Below are 20165 nucleotides of genomic sequence, written 5' to 3'. Positions count from 1 at the left end.
CGGCCCGTGCGTCCTGGGTGGTTCCCGCACAGCGGGAGGAGACGTCTGTGGTCCGCGGATCCACGACCGCCGTGGCCACCATCCGGGTCCGGGCTGAGGTGCGGTGGCTTCTCCCGAGCCGTGCGGCGGCGGGCCGGTACCCGTTCGTCTCACTGCGTCGGTCGGTCCACCCGGCTCTGGGTGCCGCTCGCGTCGGCTCCGCCTCCCCGTACGACAGTGGTGTGGGCCACATCGAGCCGTCAAGACGACTCCGGCGTGTCCCGGCCGCGCCGACCGGAAGTCGGGCCGGCTCGCTCCGGTCGCCAGGGTCGCAGTCACCGGCATCGCCGCAGTGCTCGTGGCGCTCGTCACCCGGTCGTCCGGGTCCCACGGCGCAACGGACGACGACGCAACCGTCCTGCTCCGGCCGCCGGAGTCGCTGGATCACCGGCAGGCGCTTGCTGACGCGCCATCGGCAGCCACTTCAGCCGAGGCCTGGGGCGTCTTCGACAGGTCGATGTGACTGGCCGGACACGTTCAGGGCTGCCGTGCCGCAGCTGCCTCGTCGATACCCGGCATGATGCCTCTGGCCAGTCCTGCTGCAGCGGCTTGTGGCGCCGGCGCGGCCCCGTGGCTCCGCAGCCCCGGTCTTCTCAGCGCCGTCGCGGTCGTCGGCGCAGGAGCTGGCCAGCTGAAGCGCCGAAACGGCTGGTCACTGGCCGAGGCGGCCTGCACGGTGTCCCCGGACGTGGTGCAGCGGCTGCTGCGCACCGCGGACTGGAACGCCGATGCGGTCCGTGACCAGTTGCGCGGTCATGTGCTCGGGCGGCTCCACCCGAGCGCAGTGCGCATCGTGGATGAGACCGAGTGCATCAAGAAGAGCGCCGGCTGGGCTGGAGAGGCCCGGCAGCACACCGGCAGCACCAGCGAGACCGACAAATGCCAGATCGGCGTCTTCCTCCTTGCCTGCGCTGGCGCCGCTCGGGCGCTGATGGACCGAGAGCTCTACCTGCCGCGGGCCTGGACCGACGACCGCGACCGCGCCGCCGGCATGGCGCTGTGGTCGGCTCTCGCCACCAGACCCACGTTGGTCCGCCGCATGCCGACCCGGGCGCTTACTGCTGGCGTGCCGGCCAGGTGGCGAGCCGCCGATGCGGTCCAGGGGTGCGCCAAGCGGCTGCGCGTGTGATGCGGGCAGGCCGGGGTGCCCTACGTGCTGCCCCCGGCCAACGACACCGTCGCGATCATCGACCGTCTCGGCTTCGTGGCATGGCGCTCGACGAGGGAGTCTGAGATGGTCCAGTGCGGGAACAGCTTCGACCTTGTCCACGGTGCGGAGTAGCGCCGGTGGCTTCAGGAGGAGACATGTCAGAGAAGCAGGACCACGTCCCGGGAGCTGTCGTCCGCATCAGCGAGATCGTGGGCAGTTCGCCGAATTCTTTCAGCGACGCCGTACGCAATGCCGTACAGGCAGCGGCGCAGACGGTGCGCGGGATCCGCGGCGTCGAGGTGATCGGCAGCAACGCCGACGTCGACGAGAACGGCAACCTCTCCCTGTACAAGGTGCACTGCAAGATCGCCTTCGTCGTAGAGCGGTAGATCCCCCCGCTGGCAGCCGATCGAGAGGACCGTCGGCTGATGCCAGGTGGTGGCACGAAGCGGCTGAGCGTGCCAGTCGGCCTGCCCCACCTGGTGTGAGCCCGTCGTGCCTCTTCAGCGACTTCGTGCATGGTCAGCGGCAAGGCTTGCTCGCGGGGAACGCAGCGCGGTCGGGTGTGTCAGGACGCCGGCCCGTGCCGCCGCTGTCGCCGATCGCCGGGTGACCGGACTGTCCCAGGAGGTCCTGGCTGAGCTCGTCGGACGAGCCGGGGCCGCACTGGCGGGCGCACCTGGATGCGCGGCTGGCCGGTCGACCACGCCAGCGGGCGGTCGGCGCCGGGCTCCGGGACCGGTTGGTGTTCGTCGACCGGTGCTGGTGACCCTGGTGCAACTGCGCCACGGGGTCACCCCTGACGTGCTCGCCGGGTGATCGCAACCCGCCCTGACCGGGTCAACGACCGGGGTCGCCGACCAGGCACGAGGTCGTCAGGTCGGCGCAGCCGCTCCACTGCTTCGGACTCCACCCGCTAGGTGAGGGGCAGTCCGACGTAGCTCTCCGCGAGGTTCTTTGCCGCCGTGGGGGAGCTGGTGACCAGCTCGAGCTCGGCCAATTGGCGGCGTAGATCGAAGTCGGTGGCGTCGGAGAAGCGGTGCAACATGGAGGTCATCCAGAAGGAGAACCACTGGCCGCGCCACACCCGTTGCAGCGCCGTCCGGCTGTAGGACTCCAGCAGGCCGATGTCGTTGCTGTCGTAGTAGGCCCCGAGCGCCCGATCGAGCACGTGCACGTCCGCGACAGCCAGGTTCATGCCCTTCGCTCCCGTCGGCGGCACGGTGTGCGCCGCATCGCCGGCCAAGAACAGTCGCCCGTACTGCATCGGCTCGCAGACGAAGCTGCGGAACTGCAGCACGTCCTTCCGGAAGATCGGGCCGGTCTGCACGGTCGCCCCGGAGGGGGCGAGACGAGCCTGGAACTCCTCCCAGATCCGGTCGTCCGACCAGTCGTCGACGTTGGTGGCCGGGTCGCATTGGAAGTACATCCGCTGCACTTTGGGCGAGCGTGTCGAGATGAGCACGAACCCGCGCTCGGAGTGGGCGTAGATCAGCTCATCCGACGAAGGCGGCGCCTCGGCCAGGATCCCGAACCAGGCGAAGGGGTACTGGCGGAAGAAGTCGGTGCGGACCTTGCCCTCTGGGATGAGGAACCGGGTGGAGGTGCGGGAGCCGTCCGCGCCGATGACGAAGTCGCATTCCAGCGTCTGCCGGGCATTCCCGTGGGTGAAGCGGATGGTCGGCTGCTCCGTGGCCAGGCCCTCGACCTCGGTGTCACTGACCCCGAACCGGAGGTCCGCGCCGTCGGCGAGTCGCTTGGCGATCAGGTCGATGAGCACCTCGTGCTGGGCGTAGACCATCACCGCCCGCCCGCCGGTCAGCTCGTACATGTTGATCCGGTGGATACCGCCGGAGAAGGCCAGGTTGATCCCGTGGTGGACGAATCCGTCGCGCATCATCCGGTCCCCTACCCCGGTCTGGCGCAGCAGGTCGACCGTGCCCTGCTCCAGGATCCCCGCCTTGATCGTCTGCTCGATCGACTCACGGGTCTGGAGGTCGATCACCACCGACTCGACCCCCCGCAGGTGCAGCAGATGCGACAGCAACAACCCCGCCGGACCGGCCCCGACGATCCCGACCTGCGTACGCATGGCTGGCTCCCTCTGCAGTGGGTCGCTGGTCCGACCGCGTCCCGGCCGTTGCTCGGTGGGTCGCCCGCCGGGCGAACGCTCAGCCCTCCGGGGTGTCCGGCGGGGCGAAGACGACGAGGACGGAGAGATCCTCGGTGACGTCGACGAAGCGGTGGTCGGCGCCGACGTCAACCGAGACGACGCTCCCCCGCTGCACGTCGATCCGCTCGCCCTCCACCTCCAGCGTGCCGCGTCCGGCCAGCACGACGTAGACCTCGTCGGCGGAGTGCGGGTGCTGCGGGTCCTGCCCGCCGACCGGGAGGTGGTAGATGCCCATCGAGATCCCGGGCCGGCGCAGGAACTCCGCGTAGGACCGTGACCGGTCCGCCTGCAGCTCGTCGAGTTCGAACGCCTGGTAGCTGCTCATGTCGCCTCCTGATCAGGGAACGTCGATGGTGATCGCGGCCTGCTGCCCGTCCGCGCCGGCCAGCCCGCCGGTGCGGGGGCTCACCACCCGGGAGACGCAGGACTGCAGGCGGTCGCCGGCCTCGTGCTGGGCGTCGCTGAGGAAGACGTCGCGGTGGTCGATCACGCCCTCGAGGCCGAGCACCTTGACCTGACAGAGGCCGCACTCCCCGCGACGGCAGTCGTACATCATGTCCGCACCGCAGGCCTCGAGCGCTTCGAGCATCGACACGTCGTGCGGCACGAGCGTCTCCAGCCCGAGCCGGGGGATGCGCACCGCGAAGGCCTCGGGGGCGAAGCGGCCACTGCTGCCGAAGGTCTCGAACCGCAGGTCGGCCGGCCGGCGGCCGGCTTTCGCCCAGGCCGCCTTGATCGCGTCGAGCATCGGGGTGGGGCCGCAGACGTACAGCTCGCCCCCCTCGGGGACGCTGTCGACCAGTTCCGCGACGTCGAGCGAGGCGCCCTCGTCGTCGATCCTCAGGTCCATGCGGTTCCCGTGCTCGGCGGCCAGCTCGTCGACGAACGCCATCAGGCTCCGCGAGCGGGCGCCGTAGACGAAGCGGTAGTTCGCACCGCGGGCCTTGAGCGCCTTGCCCATCGCGACCAGTGCGGTGATGCCGATCCCGCCGGCGGCCAGCACGTACCCGGGCTTGCCGTAGTTGAGCGGGAAGTTCTGCAGCGGCTGGGTGATCTGCACGACCTGCCCGCGGCGCAGCGCGTGCATGTACGCCGACCCGCCCCGGCTCTGCCGGGCCAGCTGTACGCCGAGGATGAGCTCGGACCCGTAGGCGCCCATGCCGACGACGGAGTAGGACCGGACGTCGGCTCGGCCGTTGACGTACACCCCGATGTCGATGTGGCTTCCCGGCGGTGCGGGCGCCTCGAGCCGCTCGGGCTCGAGCACCACCTGCCGCACGTGCTGGGCGACCTCGCAGACGTCGAGCACCCGGGCTTTGCCCCACCGCTTGTGGGTCGTGGCTCCCATCGTCGGCCCCGCGTCAGAAGCCGCGGCCCATGAGGCCGGCGGTCGGCTGTTCGCGGTGGCGGGCAACGGCCTCGGCTGCCTCGGCGCCCTGGCCGGTGCCACCGTTGGCGTTCTGCTGCTCCTCGGCGTTGGCCGCGCCGGTCAGGGTGCTCATTTCCCTGGCGGCGTTGCCCGCCGCCTCACCGGTCTCCTCGACCTCGGTGCCCAGCTCCCGGTCGATCAGCCGCTGCACGATGCGCCGGGTCCACATGCTGCCGGCATCGATGTTGAGGTTGTAGAAGTCGTAGCCCGGGTTGGCCTCGATACCACGCTGCTGTGCTTCGAGCATCACCTCGTCCTCGAAGAAGACGTTCGAGACGCCCTCACGCAGCCGGGTGGTGATCACCTGCTTGTCCAGGCACCAGTCGCGCGCGAAGGCCCAGAGATAGAAACAGGTGTTGTCGGTCTCCGGCGTCATCGTGTTGATCACCGTGCCGGTGACGCCCTGGCTGCGGTCGCCCTCGGGCGCCCCGGTGCCTGCCTTGGCGACGCCGACGTCGATCGCCACGGTCGACGGTGCCGTGTACCGGATGATCTGCCACCGATCCACGGGCCCCTCGTAGTCGGGGTAGCGGTCCTGCAGGTTGCGCTTCCAGAACGGCGGCGGGTCGATGCCCAGCATCCACTTGGTCACCGTGACGGTGTTGCCGGCGTGGGTGACCTCGAAGTCCGACTCCGACAGTGCGTCGTGCCCGATGCTCGACCCATGCACGAACTGCTCGTGCGTGAGGTCCATCAGGTTGTCGACGATCAGCTGGTAGCTGCAGTTGACGTGAATGGTCTTGCCGTCGCCGGCCCAGTTCGGGTCGTCGTTCATGTACAGGTCGGGGATCATGTCCGGGTCGGCCAGGGCCGGGTCGCCGGTCCACACCCAGACGTAGCGGTGCCGCTCCACCACCGGATAGGAGTGCACCGTCGCGCTCGGGTTGATCGTCTCCTGCGCCGGCATGTAGGTGGCCCGGCCGTCGGCGTCGTAACAGATGCCGTGGTATCCGCACATGATCTCGTCCTCACCGCGCAGCTTGCCCATCGAAAGCGGTGCGAGCCGGTGCCAGCAGGCGTCGGCCAGCGCCACCGCGCGGCCTTTGGTGGTGCGGTAGAAGACGATCGGCTTGCCCGCGATCGTCTTCGGCAGCAGATTGCGCCCCACCTCGTGGTCCCACGCGGCGGCGTACCAGGCGTTGAGCGGGAAGTGGCGGAAGGCGGCGTGGCCCGACGGCGTGCCGGGGGCCTGGATCGGTGCTGACATCTTCTTCTCCTCAGGGCGGTGCCACCGGAGTGGGACGCCGGATGTGCGGTTGCGGACAGGACAGGCGACGGTGCGGGCAGCCGCGCGTCGGCTGCCGGAACGCGCCGGATCAGGCGGGTATCGGGTCCTCGTGGTGGGCCGGGGCCTCCCGGACCATCGCGTAGAGGAAGAAGGACACGATCATGATCCCGGCGGCGACGTACACGCCTGCGGCCCAGCTTCCGGTCGCGTCCCGCAGGATCCCACTCACGACCGGGCTCAGGACCGCACCGATCTCGGAGACCAGGTTGAGCATCCCGAACGCCGAGCCGCGCTCGCTGGCCGGCACGAGGTCGCCGGTTATGCCCTGGACGATGGGCTGCAGGGCGTTGAAGAAGACCCCGGAGCTGAACAGCAGCAAGCCGAGGAGGGCCAACGACGGCTCCCGGCCACCGGAGATGCTGAAGCCGAAGACCAGCACCAGGACGGAGTAGACGGCGGTGCAGATCAGCGCCAGCGGCTTGCGACCGCGGCCGCTCCGGATCGCGCGGTCGGCCAGCCACCCGCCGACAGGAAAGCCGAGAATACCGGCACCGGCGTTGAAGGCCGCGGTCAGCGCGGCCGCCATGAGGCTGCTGGACGCCGCCTCGCGCACGATCTGGACCGACCAGAAGCTGAAGAACCACAGGTTCCACAGGATCGCGATGTAGGCGATGTAGATCAGCCACATGTTGCGGTTCAGTAGGGCCGCGCCACGGCCGGACTGTTTGACGCTGCGCACGATCACCGCGATGTAGACCAGCGCGATGAGCGAGGCGATCGACGCGGTCAGCCACTCCGGCCACTCGAGCGTGTCGGCCAGCAGGAACAGCGCCACGATGACGACGAAGGTCGGCAGCGAGAACAGCACCAACCGCAGGAACGGCGGCCCCAACCGCATCGCGCCCATCGTCGACCGGAAGAAGCTGAAGGCCGCGATGACGACCAGGAAGGTGAACCCGGCGAAGACGAAGAAGGGCAGCCGCCAGGCCCCGTCGCCCATGCCGAGGTTCGCCCCCCAATTGATCAGGAGCGGCGTCAGGACGATGCCGAGGGTCAGGCCGACCGACAGACCGACGATGACCACACCGAGCCCGAGCGTCCGCTTGGCCACCGGCGTGTGATTGATGATCAGGGTGCGGTCGTTGGAGTAGAAGACGCCCTCGCCGAGACCGGTGAGCACGCGAGCGGCGACGAACGCCACGAGCCCCGTGACCAGGCCGGAGACGATCGTCAGCACCCCCGCCGCGAGTAGCGAGACGATGATCATCTCGCGGTGGCCGTACTGGTCGCCGAGCCGCCCGCCCGGGTACTGGGTGAGCATGTAGCCCAGGAAGAACATGGAGCCGACCAGACCGCCTACCGTCGCCGGGTTGGACGCGTCACCGATGAACCCCGTCTGGTTCTGGATCATCCACGCGATCACCGGTCCGGTGAGCGTCCGGTCCGCGTAGCTGACCACCCAGCCGAGCAGCAGGATCGCCCACAGTGCCTTGTACGGCATCAGCGGGTGCCCTTCCTGGTGCGTCTCCAGGAGCTGCTCGTTCTGCGCGGTGTCCTCCTCATAGCGGCCTGTTGTCATGACCCCTCCCGAACGAGCTGCCGTGAAGACGCCGGCTTGGCGGTGACCACGGTCGGACGAGAACGCCGTGCCACCCTCCGCCGCCGGGGAAGTCTGTGGTGCGCGGGGTCTCCGCCCCCCTGGCTCCCGGACGATGAGCGGTCCGGAGCCGGCGATACGAGTGACGTCGGACCGTCCGACCGTCGGCCGGTCGCGACGTCGGGTGCTGGAGGTGTGGAGATGCGCCCGGCCGCGGCAGGTCCGGTGCCGCTGCAGGACGGCGGGGACCCGACCCCGCCCTCACGACCCTGCCGAGCACCGTCGTGCGGTATCGCGACGCGCTGACCGGAGTTCCCACTCCGCGCTCCCAGTGGACATCCAGGCTCCTGACGAGGAACCAAGCGTGGCAGGCGTCGCCCGCATCCGCGCGGCGAATCAGAGCATGGTAGGCGGCTTCCACCATCGGGACATCCCCGCGACCGAGCCGCGGCCGTCCCGCCGGCGGCCGCGGAAGTTGTTCGCCGATCGCGGCTACGACACCTACCGCCGACAGCTGGCGGGCTCGCGGCATCACCCCGCGCATCGCCCGCCGCGGCGTCGCCCACGGCTCCGGCCTGGGCTGGCAGCGCTGGGTCGTCGAACGAGGCTTCGCCTGGCTGCACGCCTCCAAGCGACCACGCATCCACTACGAGCGCCGCGCCGACATCCACCTCGGGCTACTTCAGCTGGCCTGCGCCCTGATCTGCTATCGACAGCTAACTGGCGTCATGAAACAAGTTCTGAGGCTGAGAAGACATTGCATCAGTTGGTCTGGAGCCGGCGGGCGCAGACGAGAGTGATGGCGAGCCGGGCCAGCGCGGTGATGGTCGTGGCGGTGCGGTCGTAGCGCAGGGCCAGGCGGTTGTAGGACAGCAGCTAGCGGATCGTGCGTTCGACGACCCAGCGGTGCCAGCCGTGGGCTCCGTTCGACAGCCCGGCTGCCCTCGGACTGGCTTCTCGATTCCCCGACTGCGCTCATCAGTACAGCCACGGTGAGCTCCGGGGTCACCTGCTCCGGTCGCAGCGGTGATCGGCCAGTCGTCCGTTCAACCGCGAGGAGGAGCCGCAGCAGATCCCTCTCTGCGGCCAACTCCTCAGCTGGGGCTTCCTCCACGGCCTGCGCCAGTGCCTGCTCGTAGGCCTTGGCCGCTTCCTCGCTCGCCAGCCCGTGCCCGGCGCCCTCTTGGTGTCCCAGAAGCTGCCCGAACTCGGCTTGCGCTGGCAGGTGTGCCAGCTTGGGCAGGATCCTGTCCACGGCGACCTGCACATCTTCCGGCGACGACAACTGGCGCACCGCCCGCAGCACAACGTGAGCCACAATGATGCGGGGCTCCATGAGGTCCAACATGCCGCGAGGGCGGTCGGGGATGGACGGCATCAGGTCGAGGAGCACGATGCCCAATGGCCACATCACCGCGCTGGAGCAAGGCCTCGGACGCCGGGGTGATCGGGTTGTCCGTGACGCCGGCGGTGCCTGCCTGCGAGATATCCGTCAGGCCGGCGATCGGGCAGCCAGTCGGCTCCCATCCCCTACTCGTCGCTCCGACACGTTCAGGCCCTTTCGGTACGACGTTGGTCTGGCTGGCCACCACGGTGGCACCAGGCGCATCGACACCCCCGACGGTGCCGAGAACGCCGTGAGCACTCTCGGCGAGCTGTCCCAGCAGCAGCTGATCACCGCGCTCGACGCCGCCACCGTCTCCCGGCGCGGAAGGCCGCTGTGGGAGGCGAGGACGTGACCGGCGCGCATCCGGCCGGGTCGCCGGCCATGACCGGGCCATCCGCCGTTGATCCGGACAGCCGGCCCGTCGAGTCGCCCCCGCCCCGGGGCGACCGGGGGCCGGGGAGGACCGGTCGGCCGGCGCCGCGGTGGTGGAGCCTGTCGCTGCCCGGGAGCTGGGGGGCGCTGCTGCTGGTGTGCGCGTCCTTGACCCCGTCGCTGTTGCCGCGCAGTGGCGTTGCCCAGGGTGTGGTCAGCGGGATCAGCGCCGCGATGGGCTACGGGCTGGGTGTGCTGGCCGCCGCGGTGTGGCGGGCGCTGGCCGACCGCGGCCCCCGCCCGCCGCGCCGGTGGTCGTGGCGGGTGTTCGCCGTCGCCGTGGTGGTGATCGGCACGGTGTTCTTCGTCCTCGGCCGGCGGTGGCAGGGAACGCTGCGCGAGCTGATGGGGATGCCGGCCGAGCCGCTGGGGCGGGCGCTGCTCGCCCCGGTCGTCGCCCTGGTCGTGTTCGCCGTGATCCTCGCCGTGTGCCGCCTGGTTCGTGGCGCGGCGCGGGTGATCACCCGGCTGCTGTCCCGGTGGATCGGCCCGTCCGCCGCCCGGGCCCTCGGCGGGCTCGCCGTGGCCGTCCTCGCGATCGTGCTGGTCAGCGGGGTGGCGGTCGACGGGTTGCTCGCTGCTGCCGATCGGGCGTTCGCGCTGGAGGACCAGGAGACCCCCGACGGTGTCGAGCGCCCGACCAGCCGGCTGCGCTCGGGCGGGCCGGGGTCGCTGATCGGCTGGGACGGCCTGGGCCGGGAGGGCCGCACCTTCGTCGCCGGCGGCCCGTCGGCTGCCGAGATCGGCGCGTTCACCGGCACGGAGGCGCCCGAGCCGATCCGGATCTACGGCGGCGTCGCGACCACCGACGACGTCGGGGCTCGGGCGCAGGCCGCCGTCGAGGACCTGGAGCAGGCCGGCGGCTTCGACCGGGCCCGGCTGATGGTCGCCACCACCACCGGCCGCGGCTGGCTGGACGCCGGCTCGTTGTCGGCGTTCGAGTACATCGCCGCCGGCGACTCGGCGGTCGTCGCGATGCAGTACTCCTACGTCCCCTCGGGGCTGTCCTACCTCATCGACCAGGACCGGGCGCGGGCCGCCGGGCGGGAGCTGTTCGACGCCGTGTACGAGCGGTGGGCGGCGTTGCCCCCCGATGACCGCCCGGAGCTGTACGTCTTCGGGGAGAGCCTGGGCTCCTTCGGCGCGGAGGCGGCCTTCAGCGGAGAATTCGACCTGCGCAACCGGGTGACCGGGGCGCTGTTCGTCGGCCCCCCGAACTTCAACGCCCTGCACACCGAGTTCCGCGACGGGCGCGACGCCGGCAGCCGCGAGATCGAGCCGGTGTACCGGGATGGGCGCACGGTGCGGTTCAGCAACGAGATCAGCGGCGGCGCCCCGCCGGCCGGCGAGCCGTGGACCGGCACCCGCGTGCTGATCCTGCAGCACCCGTCGGACCCGGTCACCTGGTGGAGCCCGTCGCTGCTGTTCGGCCGGCCCGACTGGCTGGCCGAGGACCCCGGGCGCGACGTCCTGCCCGAGATGACCTGGATCCCCCTGGTCACGTTCTGGCAGGTCACCCTGGACATGCCGTTCTCCACCGACGTCCCCGAAGGCCACGGGCACCGCTACACCCGCGAGTCGGTCGACGCCTGGGCGCTGTTGCTCCGCCCCGCGGACTGGACGCCCGAGAAGGCCGAGCGGCTGCGGGCCCTGCTCCGGTGACGACGTCGGTGACCGCGCTCCCGTCGGCCCACACGGCCGGTCCTGCCCCGAGTCCCGCGGTCGACCACCGGACGCTGCTGCGCACCTACGAGCCGGTGCTGTGGTTCACCGAAGGTGAACTGTTCCTGCCCACGGCGGTCGCTCCGTACGTGGCCCAGTGCAGCCTCCGGGCGGGCGGACCGGATCGCGGCACCGCCCCGCTCGTCCCCGCCGGCGAGCTCGCCCTCGACCGGCTCGGCGAGCTCGGCGAACAGCTCCGCGACCGACCGCTGTACCTGCGCTACGTCCAGCACCCGCTGATGCGGGCAGAGGTGCGGGCGTGGCGGCGGCAGGCCCGGCCCCGGCTACGGGGTACCGCTCGGCTGGCCGCCGTGGGCGTGCTCGCCCGGCTCGTCGACGTCGTACTGCGGCTGTCGCTGCTGGTCCGCGGGCGGGTGCCGCGCGGGCTCGTGGCCGCCGCCGAGCGGCTCACTTCCGCGTCCGCGGCGCCCGACGGCTGCCCCTACTACGGCCGCGTCGTCACCGACGGCGGCTACACCATCTGCCAGTACTGGTTCTTCTACGCCTTCAACGACTGGCGCTCGACCTTCCACGGCGTCAACGACCACGAGGCCGACTGGGAGATGGTCGCCGTCTACCTGGCCGGAACCGGTGGCCAGGTGTCCCCGGCGTGGGTGGCGGCCTCCTCGCACGACCACCACGGCGCGGTGCTGCGGCGGCGCTGGGACGACCCCGGGTTGCGCCGCGAGGGCGACCACCCCGTCGTCTTCCCCGGCGCCGGATCCCACTCGGGTGCGTTCGTCCCCGGTGACTACGTCATCTCCGTCGAGGTCCCGGCGCTGCGACGCGCCCGTGACGCAGCCCGGCGCTGGCTCCGGCGCGGACCGTCGACGTCGAAGGGGTTCGCGATCCCATTCGTCGACTACGCCCGGGGCGACGGGGTCGCCGTCGGCCCGGGCACACCCGCACGTGGCGGCCGGAGCTGATCGACGACGGAACACCCTGGGTCACCGGGTTCCGCGGCCTCTGGGGACTGGACACCCGGGACGCGTTCGGCGGCGAGCGGGCGCCGGCCGGACCCAGGTACGAGCGCTCCGGCGAGGTCCGCCGCGCCTGGGCCGACCCGCTCGGCTGGGCCGGACTGACCACGGTGGCCCCCACGGCGGCCGAGGAGCACGCGGCGCTGCGGGCCCGGCTCGAGGAGGTCGCCGATCGCCTCTCCGTCCTCGATGAGGCGATCGCTGCGGAACGGTCGGCGCTGCGAGGGTTGCGCGCCCAGGCCCGCTCGCTCGGCACGAGCGTCGACACCCGCCGCCTCCAGCAGGAACGCGTGGTCGAACTCGGCACCAGGGAGGTGGGGCTGACCGCGATGACGGTCGAGCGGACCCGGCTGCTCGAGGAGCGCGCCGTCCACGCCGCGATCCTCGCCCGCCCACCGGACCCGGGACCGCCGGACGCGCACCTGCGCTCGGTCTCGGTGCCCGGCACGGTCCGGCAGCACACCACCTTCCTGCGGTGGTGGGCGGCGCTGAGCACACCGGTGCTCATCCTCGGCATCGGCGTGCTGCTCACCCACCCGAGCCTCGCGACGCTGTCGGCGTTCGCCTCCTTCCTCGCCGTCGTCGCCGCGGTGGAGGCCGCGGCACGGGGCAGGATCCGGCTGTTCCTCATCGTGCTCGCCGCGGCGGCCGTGGGGATCGGGGCCGCGGCGGGTCTCGTCCTGGCCCTGCTGAGCAACTGGCAGGCCGCGCTCGCCGTGCTGCTCGCCGTCACCGGGCTCGTGCTGCTCGCGCTCAACCTGCACGAACTGGTGGGCAGCACGGGACGACGGAAGCGCACCACTCCCGCGAGCCCGGATCCGTCGTGAGGGCCGGCCGATGACCACGGTGCTCCGCGAGGTCACGCCTCACGCACGTGCGATCGCCCTGCCCCCATCCGGCGTCATCGTGGCGATCCTCCTGCTGTTCACCCCCCGCCCCCGGCAGTCGGCCGGCGCCGTCCTGAGCGGCTGGACCGTCGGGATCGCCGGCGCGTCCGGGGTCTCCGTCGCGCTCACGTCGGTCATCGACCTCAGCGACGAGCCCGCCCTCGCGGCTGCCCCGGGTCGGCGGCGGCCCGTCAGGCGGAGTGCGCGCCGCTGGCCCACTGAGGAACAGCACGGCGGATGACGTAGTGGCCGTCACCACCGGGGTCCTGTCCCGCCCGGGCTGCTCGAGGGCGCCGGCGGCGGAATTGCGGTTGCTCGATCAGATTCGACAGCGGCTGCGCTGTTCGTCCCGGTGTCGATTCCGTCCTATGTGGTTCCGCGGGCTCACAGCGATGACGGACCCGGTGGCGGTTGCCGCCCAAGGTCTGCACCGACGAGGTGCAGGACCGGTTGCCGAGCAGCGGCGACCCAGCAGGAGGGCATCCGAAGTGCACATGTGGACAGTGCAGCTGGCCGATGACGGAAGAGCGGGTGGAGGTGGCACCCCCGGCCGTGGACGGAGATCGCTCGCCTGGCGCCCGAAGGCTCATCGACCGTTGAGTGATCCCTCCCCGGCGACTGCCCTCCCCGATACCGTCTATTGCACGACGCCGAGGCAAGGAGCTCGATCGTGCCGGAACCGTTTGCCTTGTCCGACGTCACGATCGTGGCCGGTGATCCAGCCGGCACCGTGCTGCCCGGTAGAACCGTTGTCGTGGGAGCGAACGGGAAGATCCTACAAGTCGGGCCGTCCGCGGATACCGTTGCCCCGGTTGGCTGTAAGATCCTGGACTCGACTGGGCGCTTCGTCGTCCCTGGCTTGATCAACGCGCACGCTCACCTGTTCTCCAACGGCCTGCCGCTGCCGAAGATCCTCCTCAAGGAATCCACGGCGGGAATCGTCGCGAAGCTCGGACGCGGTCCTCTCGGACGACGATTGTTCAAGAAGCGCACGAAGGCCAACGTGCTGACCCAGCTCCATTCAGGAGTCACCACGATCCGCAGCGTCGGAGACGTAGCCTACGAGGTCGTCGAGGTCGCGGACGAGATCGAGCGAGGCGAATACCTCGGCCCACGGGTACTCGGCTCGGGACCGCTGCTCGCAATCACCGGAGGACACGGAGCGCCGCAGATCGCTCTCACCAGCGATTCTCCGTGGGAAGCTCGCCGAAATGCCCGTACGCACGTGCAACGAGGAGTCAAGGCGATCAAGATCTCGGCTACCGCGGGCGTCACGGACGCTCGCGCCATCGGTTACGCCGGACGCCCGGAGATGACCGAGGAGGAGATGTCGGGGATCTGTGAGGAGGCCCACAACGCCGGCATCCGCGTAGCCGCTCACGCGCAGAGCACGGCCGGTATTCGCGCAGCGCTCCGTGCGGGAGCCGACACGATCGAACACGGTGCGGCGATGGATCCAGAGGTGATCGACTTGTTCCTCGACAATCCGCGCTCACTGAGCGGTTCCTCGGCGCTCATCCCGACAATCCTGGTATGTCTGCCGCTCCTGAAGTTCGACCAGTCGATCACGGGCGCCAGTGACGTCGTCAGAGCCAACGCGGCAATGATCTTGGAAGAGATGGTGCGGGGAATCGAGGACGCTCGGCGGCACGGGATCGCGGTCGGCATGGGCACCGACTCGGCACTCACTTACGTGACACACTATGATGCGTGGCGGGAGATGGACCTCCTCGTCCGTTATGGCGGGTTCACTCCGGCCCAAGCGTTGAACGCCGCCACTCGAACCAACGCGAGAATTCTCGGTCTGGACGACATCACGGGTTCGATCGAGACGGGAAAGGACGCAGACATGGTCGTCCTCGACGCCAACCCGATCGACGGGTTCCGGGCTCTCACGAATCCGCGAATGGTGATTGCGCGAGGCCACATAATCGACGAGCCCTCGGTTACCCGATACGCGGAATTGGATGAACGGCTCGACTCCATCTAGGCTGGACAGGCATCTTGGAAGATCAGCAGCGGGCGTGAGCCGTGCTGCGGTCAGGCGTCGACGAAACGAGCTGCTGCCGTGCCAGTGCGACGAACGCAATACAGTCGGATGATGTCGGCCATGGGATCGGACCGGAGTGCCCACTCGGGCAGAGCTACCTCCGCGGCGTAGGTCCCACCGAGCCGTTCCTGCTATCTCCAGCATCTTGCGAACGATCCAAAGCCGCCATGAAGGCTCGATGAGCGATTCGGACCGGCCGGCTGCAAGTGAACCCTCAGTCGTGGTCATCCATAGCCAAGCCTTCACTGACGACCGCACGCGCTGCACCTCGTCGCCGTGGGCCGACACCGGGACTCCTCGCCGCCAGGAGGGCGAGGGGCCCGGATGGACAGCTCGCCTCTCCAGGATCCCGGTCATGCCGGGGAGGGTGTGTCGGGCCTACCGGGGTTGGCACGTTCCGCGCCATGGATGCTGTCCGGGTGCCTGCCGTCAAGCGCCACCCCTCACGCGCCCTGCTGCTCACCGAGCCGCCGCGGGCGGGCCTGGACGTCGCCGCCCTGGCGGCTGCCTGGCCGTTGCTCGCGGCCGCCCGCCGCGGCGACGGCCACCCGGTGCTGGTGCTGCCGGGGCTGATGACCGGCGACCCCGCCACTATGGTGCTGCGGACCGCGCTGCGCGCCCTGGGCCACGACGTGTCCGGCTGGAGCCTGGGCACCAACCGTGGCCCGACGGGCCGCGTCGTGAACACGTTGCGCGCACGACTCGAGCGGTTGCACCGCACCTCGGGGCGGCGGGTCAGCCTGGTCGGCTGGAGTCTCGGCGGTCTCTACGCGCAGGAGCTGGCCAGAGCCGCGCCGGGCAGCGTCCGCGGACTGGTCACCCTCGGCACGCCGGTGGTGCGATCGGCGCCCTGGGTCCGCACGGCCTCGGGCATCGTCGACGGCGGCGCCCGCCTGCTCCGCGGGGCGGCAGCGCTGCCCCGGCCCTGGGCCGAGCGCGGCTCGCTGCGCGTGCCCGCGACGTCGGTCTACACGCGGGCCGACGGCATCGTGCACTGGCCGTCGTGCCGGTACGAGGTCCGCGCTCGGCGGGAGAACGTGGAGGTACGCGGCAGCCACCTCGGCCTGGCCTGCAATCCCGCGGTGCTGTGGCTGCTGGCCGACCGGCTGGGGATGGCCGAGGGCGCTTGGACACCGTTCCGCCCTCCGCCCGGACTGAACCTGCTCTTCCCCCGCCGTCGATGACACGGGCAGACCCACCTCGAGGTCGTCGCCAGATGGGCCGCCCGGGACACCGCAGCCGGTCGACCTGATGCCGACACGTCTCCCCGTCACATCCGGGGCATCCGCCGTCGTTCGCGGTGGTGCTGCCTGCGCAGGTCAGAGGCCGCGACGTCCGCCTCGGTCCAGCCCCGGGACGCCCTGCACACCGCCTCTGGCCAAGCGTCCGGCCGGGTTCCTATCCTCCGGGGCCATGGTCGCCTGACCGGCGGGCCCGCAGAACCACCTCCGGGAGCACGTCGTGTCCCAGCAGCGCAGCACCGCCGAGGCCGCCCGGATCGAGGCCGGCCTGGCTCCCACCGGCCTGGTCACGTTCCTGTTCAGCGACATCGAGGGCTCCACCCGTCTGCTGCAGGAGGCCGGAGACGGCTACGCCGAGCTCCTGGAGGGCCATCGTTCGCTGATCCGCGCGGCCATCGCCGCCCACGGTGGCCGGGAGGTCGACACCCAGGGGGACTCCTTCTTCGTGGTCTTCCCGGGTGCGGTGGAGGCGGTGACGGCCGCCGCGGACGCACAGCGGTCGTTGACCTCTCACCCCTGGCCGGAGGGGCGCCGGGTGCTGGTTCGGATGGGTCTGGACACCGGTGAGGCCATGGAGGCCACAGCGGGATACATCGGTCTCGCCGTCCACCGGGCGGCCCGTATCGCGGCCGCCGCGCATGGCGGCCAGGTGCTCCTGTCGGAGACGACGGCGGAGTTGGTCAGGGACCGCGCGGTGCCCGGGGTCTCGCTGCACGACCTGGGTGAGCACCGGCTGAAGGACTTCCCGCATCCCCTGCGCCTGTTCCGGCTCGACATCGCGGGACTGCGCACGGACTTCCCGCCGCTGAGGACGCTGGTCCGGGGTTACCGACTGCCGACCCCGGCGACCTCGATCGTGGGCAGGGAGGAGGACGTCGCGGCGCTCGTCCGGCTCCTGGCCGACCAGCGCACACGGCTGGTCACCCTGACCGGCCCCGGTGGGATCGGGAAGACGAGGCTGGCCCTCGAGGCGGCGGGCGCCGTGGTCAGCGAGTTCCCCGGTGGCGTGGTCTTCGTACCGCTGTCAGCGGTAGTCGACCCGGCTCTGGTGATGGGCGCCGTGGCCGATGCCGTCGGCGTCCGGCGCGAGACCGGTGTGAGCCTCGTCGACGGGGTCCGGACGGCCGTCGGTGACCAGCGCACGCTGCTGGTGCTGGACAACGTCGAGCAGGTCGTCGACGCGGCGGGCGACCTGGCCGACCTGCTCGACCGGGTGCAGGCGGTCGTGGCCCTGGTGACCAGCCGTCAGCTGCTGCGGCTCCGGTCGGAACGACACCATCCGGTCAGGCCGCTGACCGAGCCGGCGGCCATCCGGCTCTTCACCGAGCGGGCGACTGCCGTGCGCCCCGGCTTCGGGCTCGGCCCGGACGACCTGGCCGTGGTGGCCGAGATCTGCCGCCGCCTCGACGGGCTGCCGTTGGCGGTCGAGCTGGCCGCGGCGAGGATCCGGCTGTTGCCACCCGAGACCCTGCTGGCCCGCCTGTTCGAGCGACTGGACCTCATCGGCGGTGGACCGGTGGACCTGCCGGAACGACAACGCACCCTCCGGGCCACCATGGACTGGAGCTACGGCCTGCTCGAGCCGCACGAGCAGGCGCTGTTCGCCCGGCTGGCCGTGTTCGCCGGCAGTTGGAGCCTGGAGGCCGCAGAGACCGTGTGCGGCCGGGCGGAGGAGCCGGAGGTGCTGGACACCCTGGCCGCCCTGGTCGACGCCAGCCTCGTGGTGGCCTCGGACGAGGAACCACGCGAGCCGCGCTTCTCCATGCTCGAGACGGTGCGGGTCTACGCACGAGAGCTGCTGGCCGGCGCCCCCGACCGGGTGGACGTCGAGCGCCGGCACACGCAGTGGATGTGCACGACGACCGCGGCCCTGCTCTCCACCCGGGGCGGGCAGGAGCACCGGCAGGCGGTGGAGGGCCTGGATCGCGACCGGCCCGATCTGCGTGCCGCGGTGCAGCGGACGCTGGACGCCGGGGACACGGCGACCGTGTCCCTGCTCGTCCGCAACGCCTTCATCTACCTCGTCCAGCGCGACGCCGAGGCCGAGGCCGTGGCCTGGCTGGACCAGGCACTGTCACGCGCCGGTTCCTCCGACCTGGCGGTGCGCGGGCGGCTGCTGACCGTCCGGGCCCTGGCCGCGACGGTCTTCGGGGACTTCGCGCTGGCCCGGTCGATGACCGGTGAGGGCCGGCGGCTGCTGCCCGACGACCCGGATCACCGCTTCGACCACGCCCTGGCGGCGGTGACGGACGCCTTCCTCGCGGTGTCCGAGGACCCCCGCACGGCCGGGCCCGTGGTGGCGGAGGCGGCCGCCCGGATGTCGGCGGTGGGTAACCGGCTGGGGCAGGCCTACATGGAGGTGACCGCGGGGAACGTCGCCCTCTACCGCGGCGACCTGGCGGCTGCCGGGGCCCACTATGCGACCGCGGTCGGGCTGGCCGAGCAGCTCGGCGATGACGCCATCCGCGGGCGGGCGCTGAGCCTGCGGGGTCTCACGCTGCTCATGGCCGGGAACGCGGACGCGGCCCGAGCATCGGTGATCGAGGGAGCCCGGATCAACCGTCGCGGGGGGCAGCCCAGCGGCATGGCCTACTCGCTGGACGGCCTGGCAGCCATGTCGCTGTCCGCGGGGCGACCCGGGGTGGCGGCGCGGGCGCTGGCCGCGGCGCGCGCCGTGCGAGAGGGAGTGGGACACCCTGCGTCCGCTGCCTTCACGCCCCTGCTGGAGGATCTCCTCGCGCGGGCCCGCAGCGCACTGGGGGACGAGGCGTACGAGGCCGCCGCGGCCGAGGGCCGGACGTGGGTGGCCCTCGAAGCCCTGGACCGGACACTCGACGACCTCATCCGGTCGGCACCGGCCACTGCTGAGCCTGGATCCGGCGTCGACGTCGTCGACGGACGCCGTACCGCTCGCTGGTGAGGCAGGACGAACTGCACCTCCGAACGAACGCCATGGTCCGGCCACCTTCGTGGCACCGAGCAGAGGCCTCATGACCAACGCGCGAAGCCCGTCCCGACGCATGACGCCGGTCGGCTCTGCACATGCCCGGGTGGCAGTCGGTCCTGCCTGGGCACGCCCGCCCACGCAGGCCAGCGTCGGGACGAGCGCGACCAGCCCCTCCCACGGGGCGATCACCGCACCGGGCCGACCACCTCTCGAGCATTCCGGTGCCGCGGCACCACATGTGCACCGCCTCGGCCCGCTCACAGATGCGAACGACGACGGACACCTACAGCCACGCGATGCGCGCTCTGGGCCGCGATGCGGCAGACCGCATGGGAAGTGCGCTGTGGGACTGACCTGACACCGTCTCTGCGCCGGTGGCCACCACGCTGGCACCAGAGACGACTCAGGCCGCTCTCCCAGCGGGAGAACGGCCTGGTCATCGGGGTGGAGCTGAGGGGACTCGAACCCCTGACCCCCACACTGCCAGGCCGTCGTGATCGCGTTCGCAGACATCCGCTGACGTTCGCAACGACGCCCCCAGCAGCACATTCACGGCTCTTCGCAGTTGAGGGTGTAGATCGGGCTGGCGCGTCGGTCCTGGGATAGACGTCGAGGCCTCCCGAGGATGGAAGTTCTCACACTGCCCATCCGGAAGACCTCGACGTGCCTGACGCTACCTTCGCTCGCCCCGACCTGACCACGTTCTGCCGCCTGGACGAGCTCGGCCTGGAGGTGCTCGGGCAGCGGCTCGAGCCCGATCGTGCGGTGCTGGCGTGCCGTGTCGTGGAACCCGACCAGTGGTGCCGGCGCTGCGGCTGCGAGGGCACACCGCGCGACACCGTCCTGCGACGGCTGGCGCACGAGCCGCTGGGCTGGCGCCCCACGACGCTGGAGGTACTCGTG

The 20165-nt window shown here is 71.1% G+C and carries 13 protein-coding genes and 3 pseudogenes; 10 read left to right on the top strand and 6 right to left on the bottom strand.

The window, feature by feature from the left end:
* Positions 1–556: 556 nt before the first annotated feature.
* Positions 557–1168, top strand: a complete 612-nt coding sequence (locus tag BUB17_RS00085; RefSeq protein ID WP_083605850.1) for a transposase — start codon at positions 557–559, stop codon at positions 1166–1168.
* Between the two features lie 176 nt (positions 1169–1344).
* Positions 1345–1578, top strand: a complete 234-nt coding sequence (locus BUB17_RS00080; RefSeq protein ID WP_012948692.1) for a dodecin family protein — start codon at positions 1345–1347, stop codon at positions 1576–1578.
* A 527-nt stretch (positions 1579–2105) separates the two neighbouring features.
* On the opposite strand, the gene BUB17_RS00075 is transcribed toward BUB17_RS00080, so the two are convergent.
* From BUB17_RS00075 to BUB17_RS00055, 5 genes are all read right to left on the bottom strand, one after another.
* A complete protein-coding gene (locus BUB17_RS00075) occupies positions 2106–3281 on the bottom strand; it encodes a 4-hydroxybenzoate 3-monooxygenase (RefSeq protein WP_072911401.1) in 1176 nt (391 codons plus the stop codon).
* Positions 3282–3360: 79 nt separating this feature from the next.
* On the bottom strand, positions 3361–3687 hold the full coding sequence (locus tag BUB17_RS00070; RefSeq protein WP_072911398.1) for a cupin domain-containing protein: 327 nt from the start codon (positions 3685–3687) through the stop codon (positions 3361–3363).
* 12 nt (positions 3688–3699) lie between these two features.
* Positions 3700–4710 carry a PDR/VanB family oxidoreductase gene (locus BUB17_RS00065; RefSeq protein ID WP_072911396.1) on the bottom strand — a complete coding sequence of 337 codons (1011 nt, stop codon included), beginning with the start codon at positions 4708–4710 and terminating at the stop codon, positions 3700–3702.
* Between the two features lie 13 nt (positions 4711–4723).
* Complete coding sequence (locus BUB17_RS00060; RefSeq protein ID WP_072911393.1) at positions 4724–5998, bottom strand: aromatic ring-hydroxylating dioxygenase subunit alpha; 1275 nt, start codon at positions 5996–5998, stop codon at positions 4724–4726.
* A 109-nt stretch (positions 5999–6107) separates the two neighbouring features.
* A complete protein-coding gene (locus tag BUB17_RS00055; protein WP_072911391.1) occupies positions 6108–7598 on the bottom strand; it encodes an MFS transporter in 1491 nt (496 codons plus the stop codon).
* Between the two features lie 475 nt (positions 7599–8073).
* Between BUB17_RS00055 and BUB17_RS00050 the strand changes: the two are divergent.
* A pseudogene (locus BUB17_RS00050) lies at positions 8074–8335 on the top strand (transposase); the annotation flags it as partial.
* Between the two features lie 43 nt (positions 8336–8378).
* Here BUB17_RS00050 and BUB17_RS00045 read toward each other — a convergent pair.
* Positions 8379–8531 (bottom strand): annotated as a pseudogene (locus BUB17_RS00045) (IS5/IS1182 family transposase); the annotation flags it as partial.
* Between the two features lie 1012 nt (positions 8532–9543).
* Between BUB17_RS00045 and BUB17_RS00035 the strand changes: the two are divergent.
* The 7 genes and pseudogenes from BUB17_RS00035 to BUB17_RS00005 all read left to right on the top strand — a co-directional run.
* The gene (locus BUB17_RS00035; RefSeq protein WP_208983268.1) at positions 9544–11097 is read left to right on the top strand and encodes an alpha/beta hydrolase; all 1554 of its coding nucleotides are present in this window, start codon (positions 9544–9546) and stop codon (positions 11095–11097) included.
* A complete protein-coding gene (locus tag BUB17_RS27280; RefSeq protein ID WP_208983267.1) occupies positions 11094–12083 on the top strand; it encodes a hypothetical protein in 990 nt (329 codons plus the stop codon). Before BUB17_RS00035 ends, BUB17_RS27280 begins: the two co-directional genes overlap by 4 nt.
* 164 nt (positions 12084–12247) lie before the next feature.
* Positions 12248–12964 (top strand): hypothetical protein, encoded by a 717-nt coding sequence (locus BUB17_RS27275; protein WP_208983266.1) that lies wholly within the window; start codon positions 12248–12250, stop codon positions 12962–12964.
* A 730-nt stretch (positions 12965–13694) separates the two neighbouring features.
* Positions 13695–15014 carry an amidohydrolase family protein gene (locus BUB17_RS00020; protein ID WP_141242834.1) on the top strand — a complete coding sequence of 440 codons (1320 nt, stop codon included), beginning with the start codon at positions 13695–13697 and terminating at the stop codon, positions 15012–15014.
* A 479-nt stretch (positions 15015–15493) separates the two neighbouring features.
* Positions 15494–16258, top strand: coding sequence for an esterase/lipase family protein (locus tag BUB17_RS00015; protein WP_083605848.1), 765 nt, complete (start codon positions 15494–15496; stop codon positions 16256–16258).
* A gap of 277 nt (positions 16259–16535) precedes the next feature.
* Entirely contained in the window at positions 16536–19235 is a 2700-nt protein-coding gene (locus tag BUB17_RS00010) for an ATP-binding protein (protein WP_072911376.1), read from the top strand.
* Between the two features lie 690 nt (positions 19236–19925).
* Positions 19926–20165, top strand: a pseudogene (locus BUB17_RS00005) (ISL3 family transposase); the annotation flags it as partial.

Source organism: Geodermatophilus obscurus (genome assembly GCF_900143215.1).
Taxonomy (GTDB): domain Bacteria; phylum Actinomycetota; class Actinomycetes; order Mycobacteriales; family Geodermatophilaceae; genus Geodermatophilus; species Geodermatophilus obscurus_A.
Note: the sequence above shows the minus strand (reverse complement) of the source record. Positions and strands in the feature narration are given on the sequence as shown.

What these genes read in the sequence shown, in the direction of transcription:
- BUB17_RS00080 (WP_012948692.1), top strand. Translation starts at nt 1,345, where the DNA reads ATGTCAGAGAAGCAGGACCACGTCCCGGGAGCTGTCGTCCGCATCAGC.
- BUB17_RS00060 (WP_072911393.1), bottom strand. Translation starts at nt 5,998, where the DNA reads ATGTCAGCACCGATCCAGGCCCCCGGCACGCCGTCGGGCCACGCCGCC.
- BUB17_RS00075 (WP_072911401.1), bottom strand. Translation starts at nt 3,281, where the DNA reads ATGCGTACGCAGGTCGGGATCGTCGGGGCCGGTCCGGCGGGGTTGTTG.
- BUB17_RS00065 (WP_072911396.1), bottom strand. Translation starts at nt 4,710, where the DNA reads ATGGGAGCCACGACCCACAAGCGGTGGGGCAAAGCCCGGGTGCTCGAC.
- BUB17_RS00085 (WP_083605850.1), top strand. Translation starts at nt 557, where the DNA reads ATGATGCCTCTGGCCAGTCCTGCTGCAGCGGCTTGTGGCGCCGGCGCG.
- BUB17_RS00070 (WP_072911398.1), bottom strand. Translation starts at nt 3,687, where the DNA reads ATGAGCAGCTACCAGGCGTTCGAACTCGACGAGCTGCAGGCGGACCGG.
- BUB17_RS00055 (WP_072911391.1), bottom strand. Translation starts at nt 7,598, where the DNA reads ATGACAACAGGCCGCTATGAGGAGGACACCGCGCAGAACGAGCAGCTC.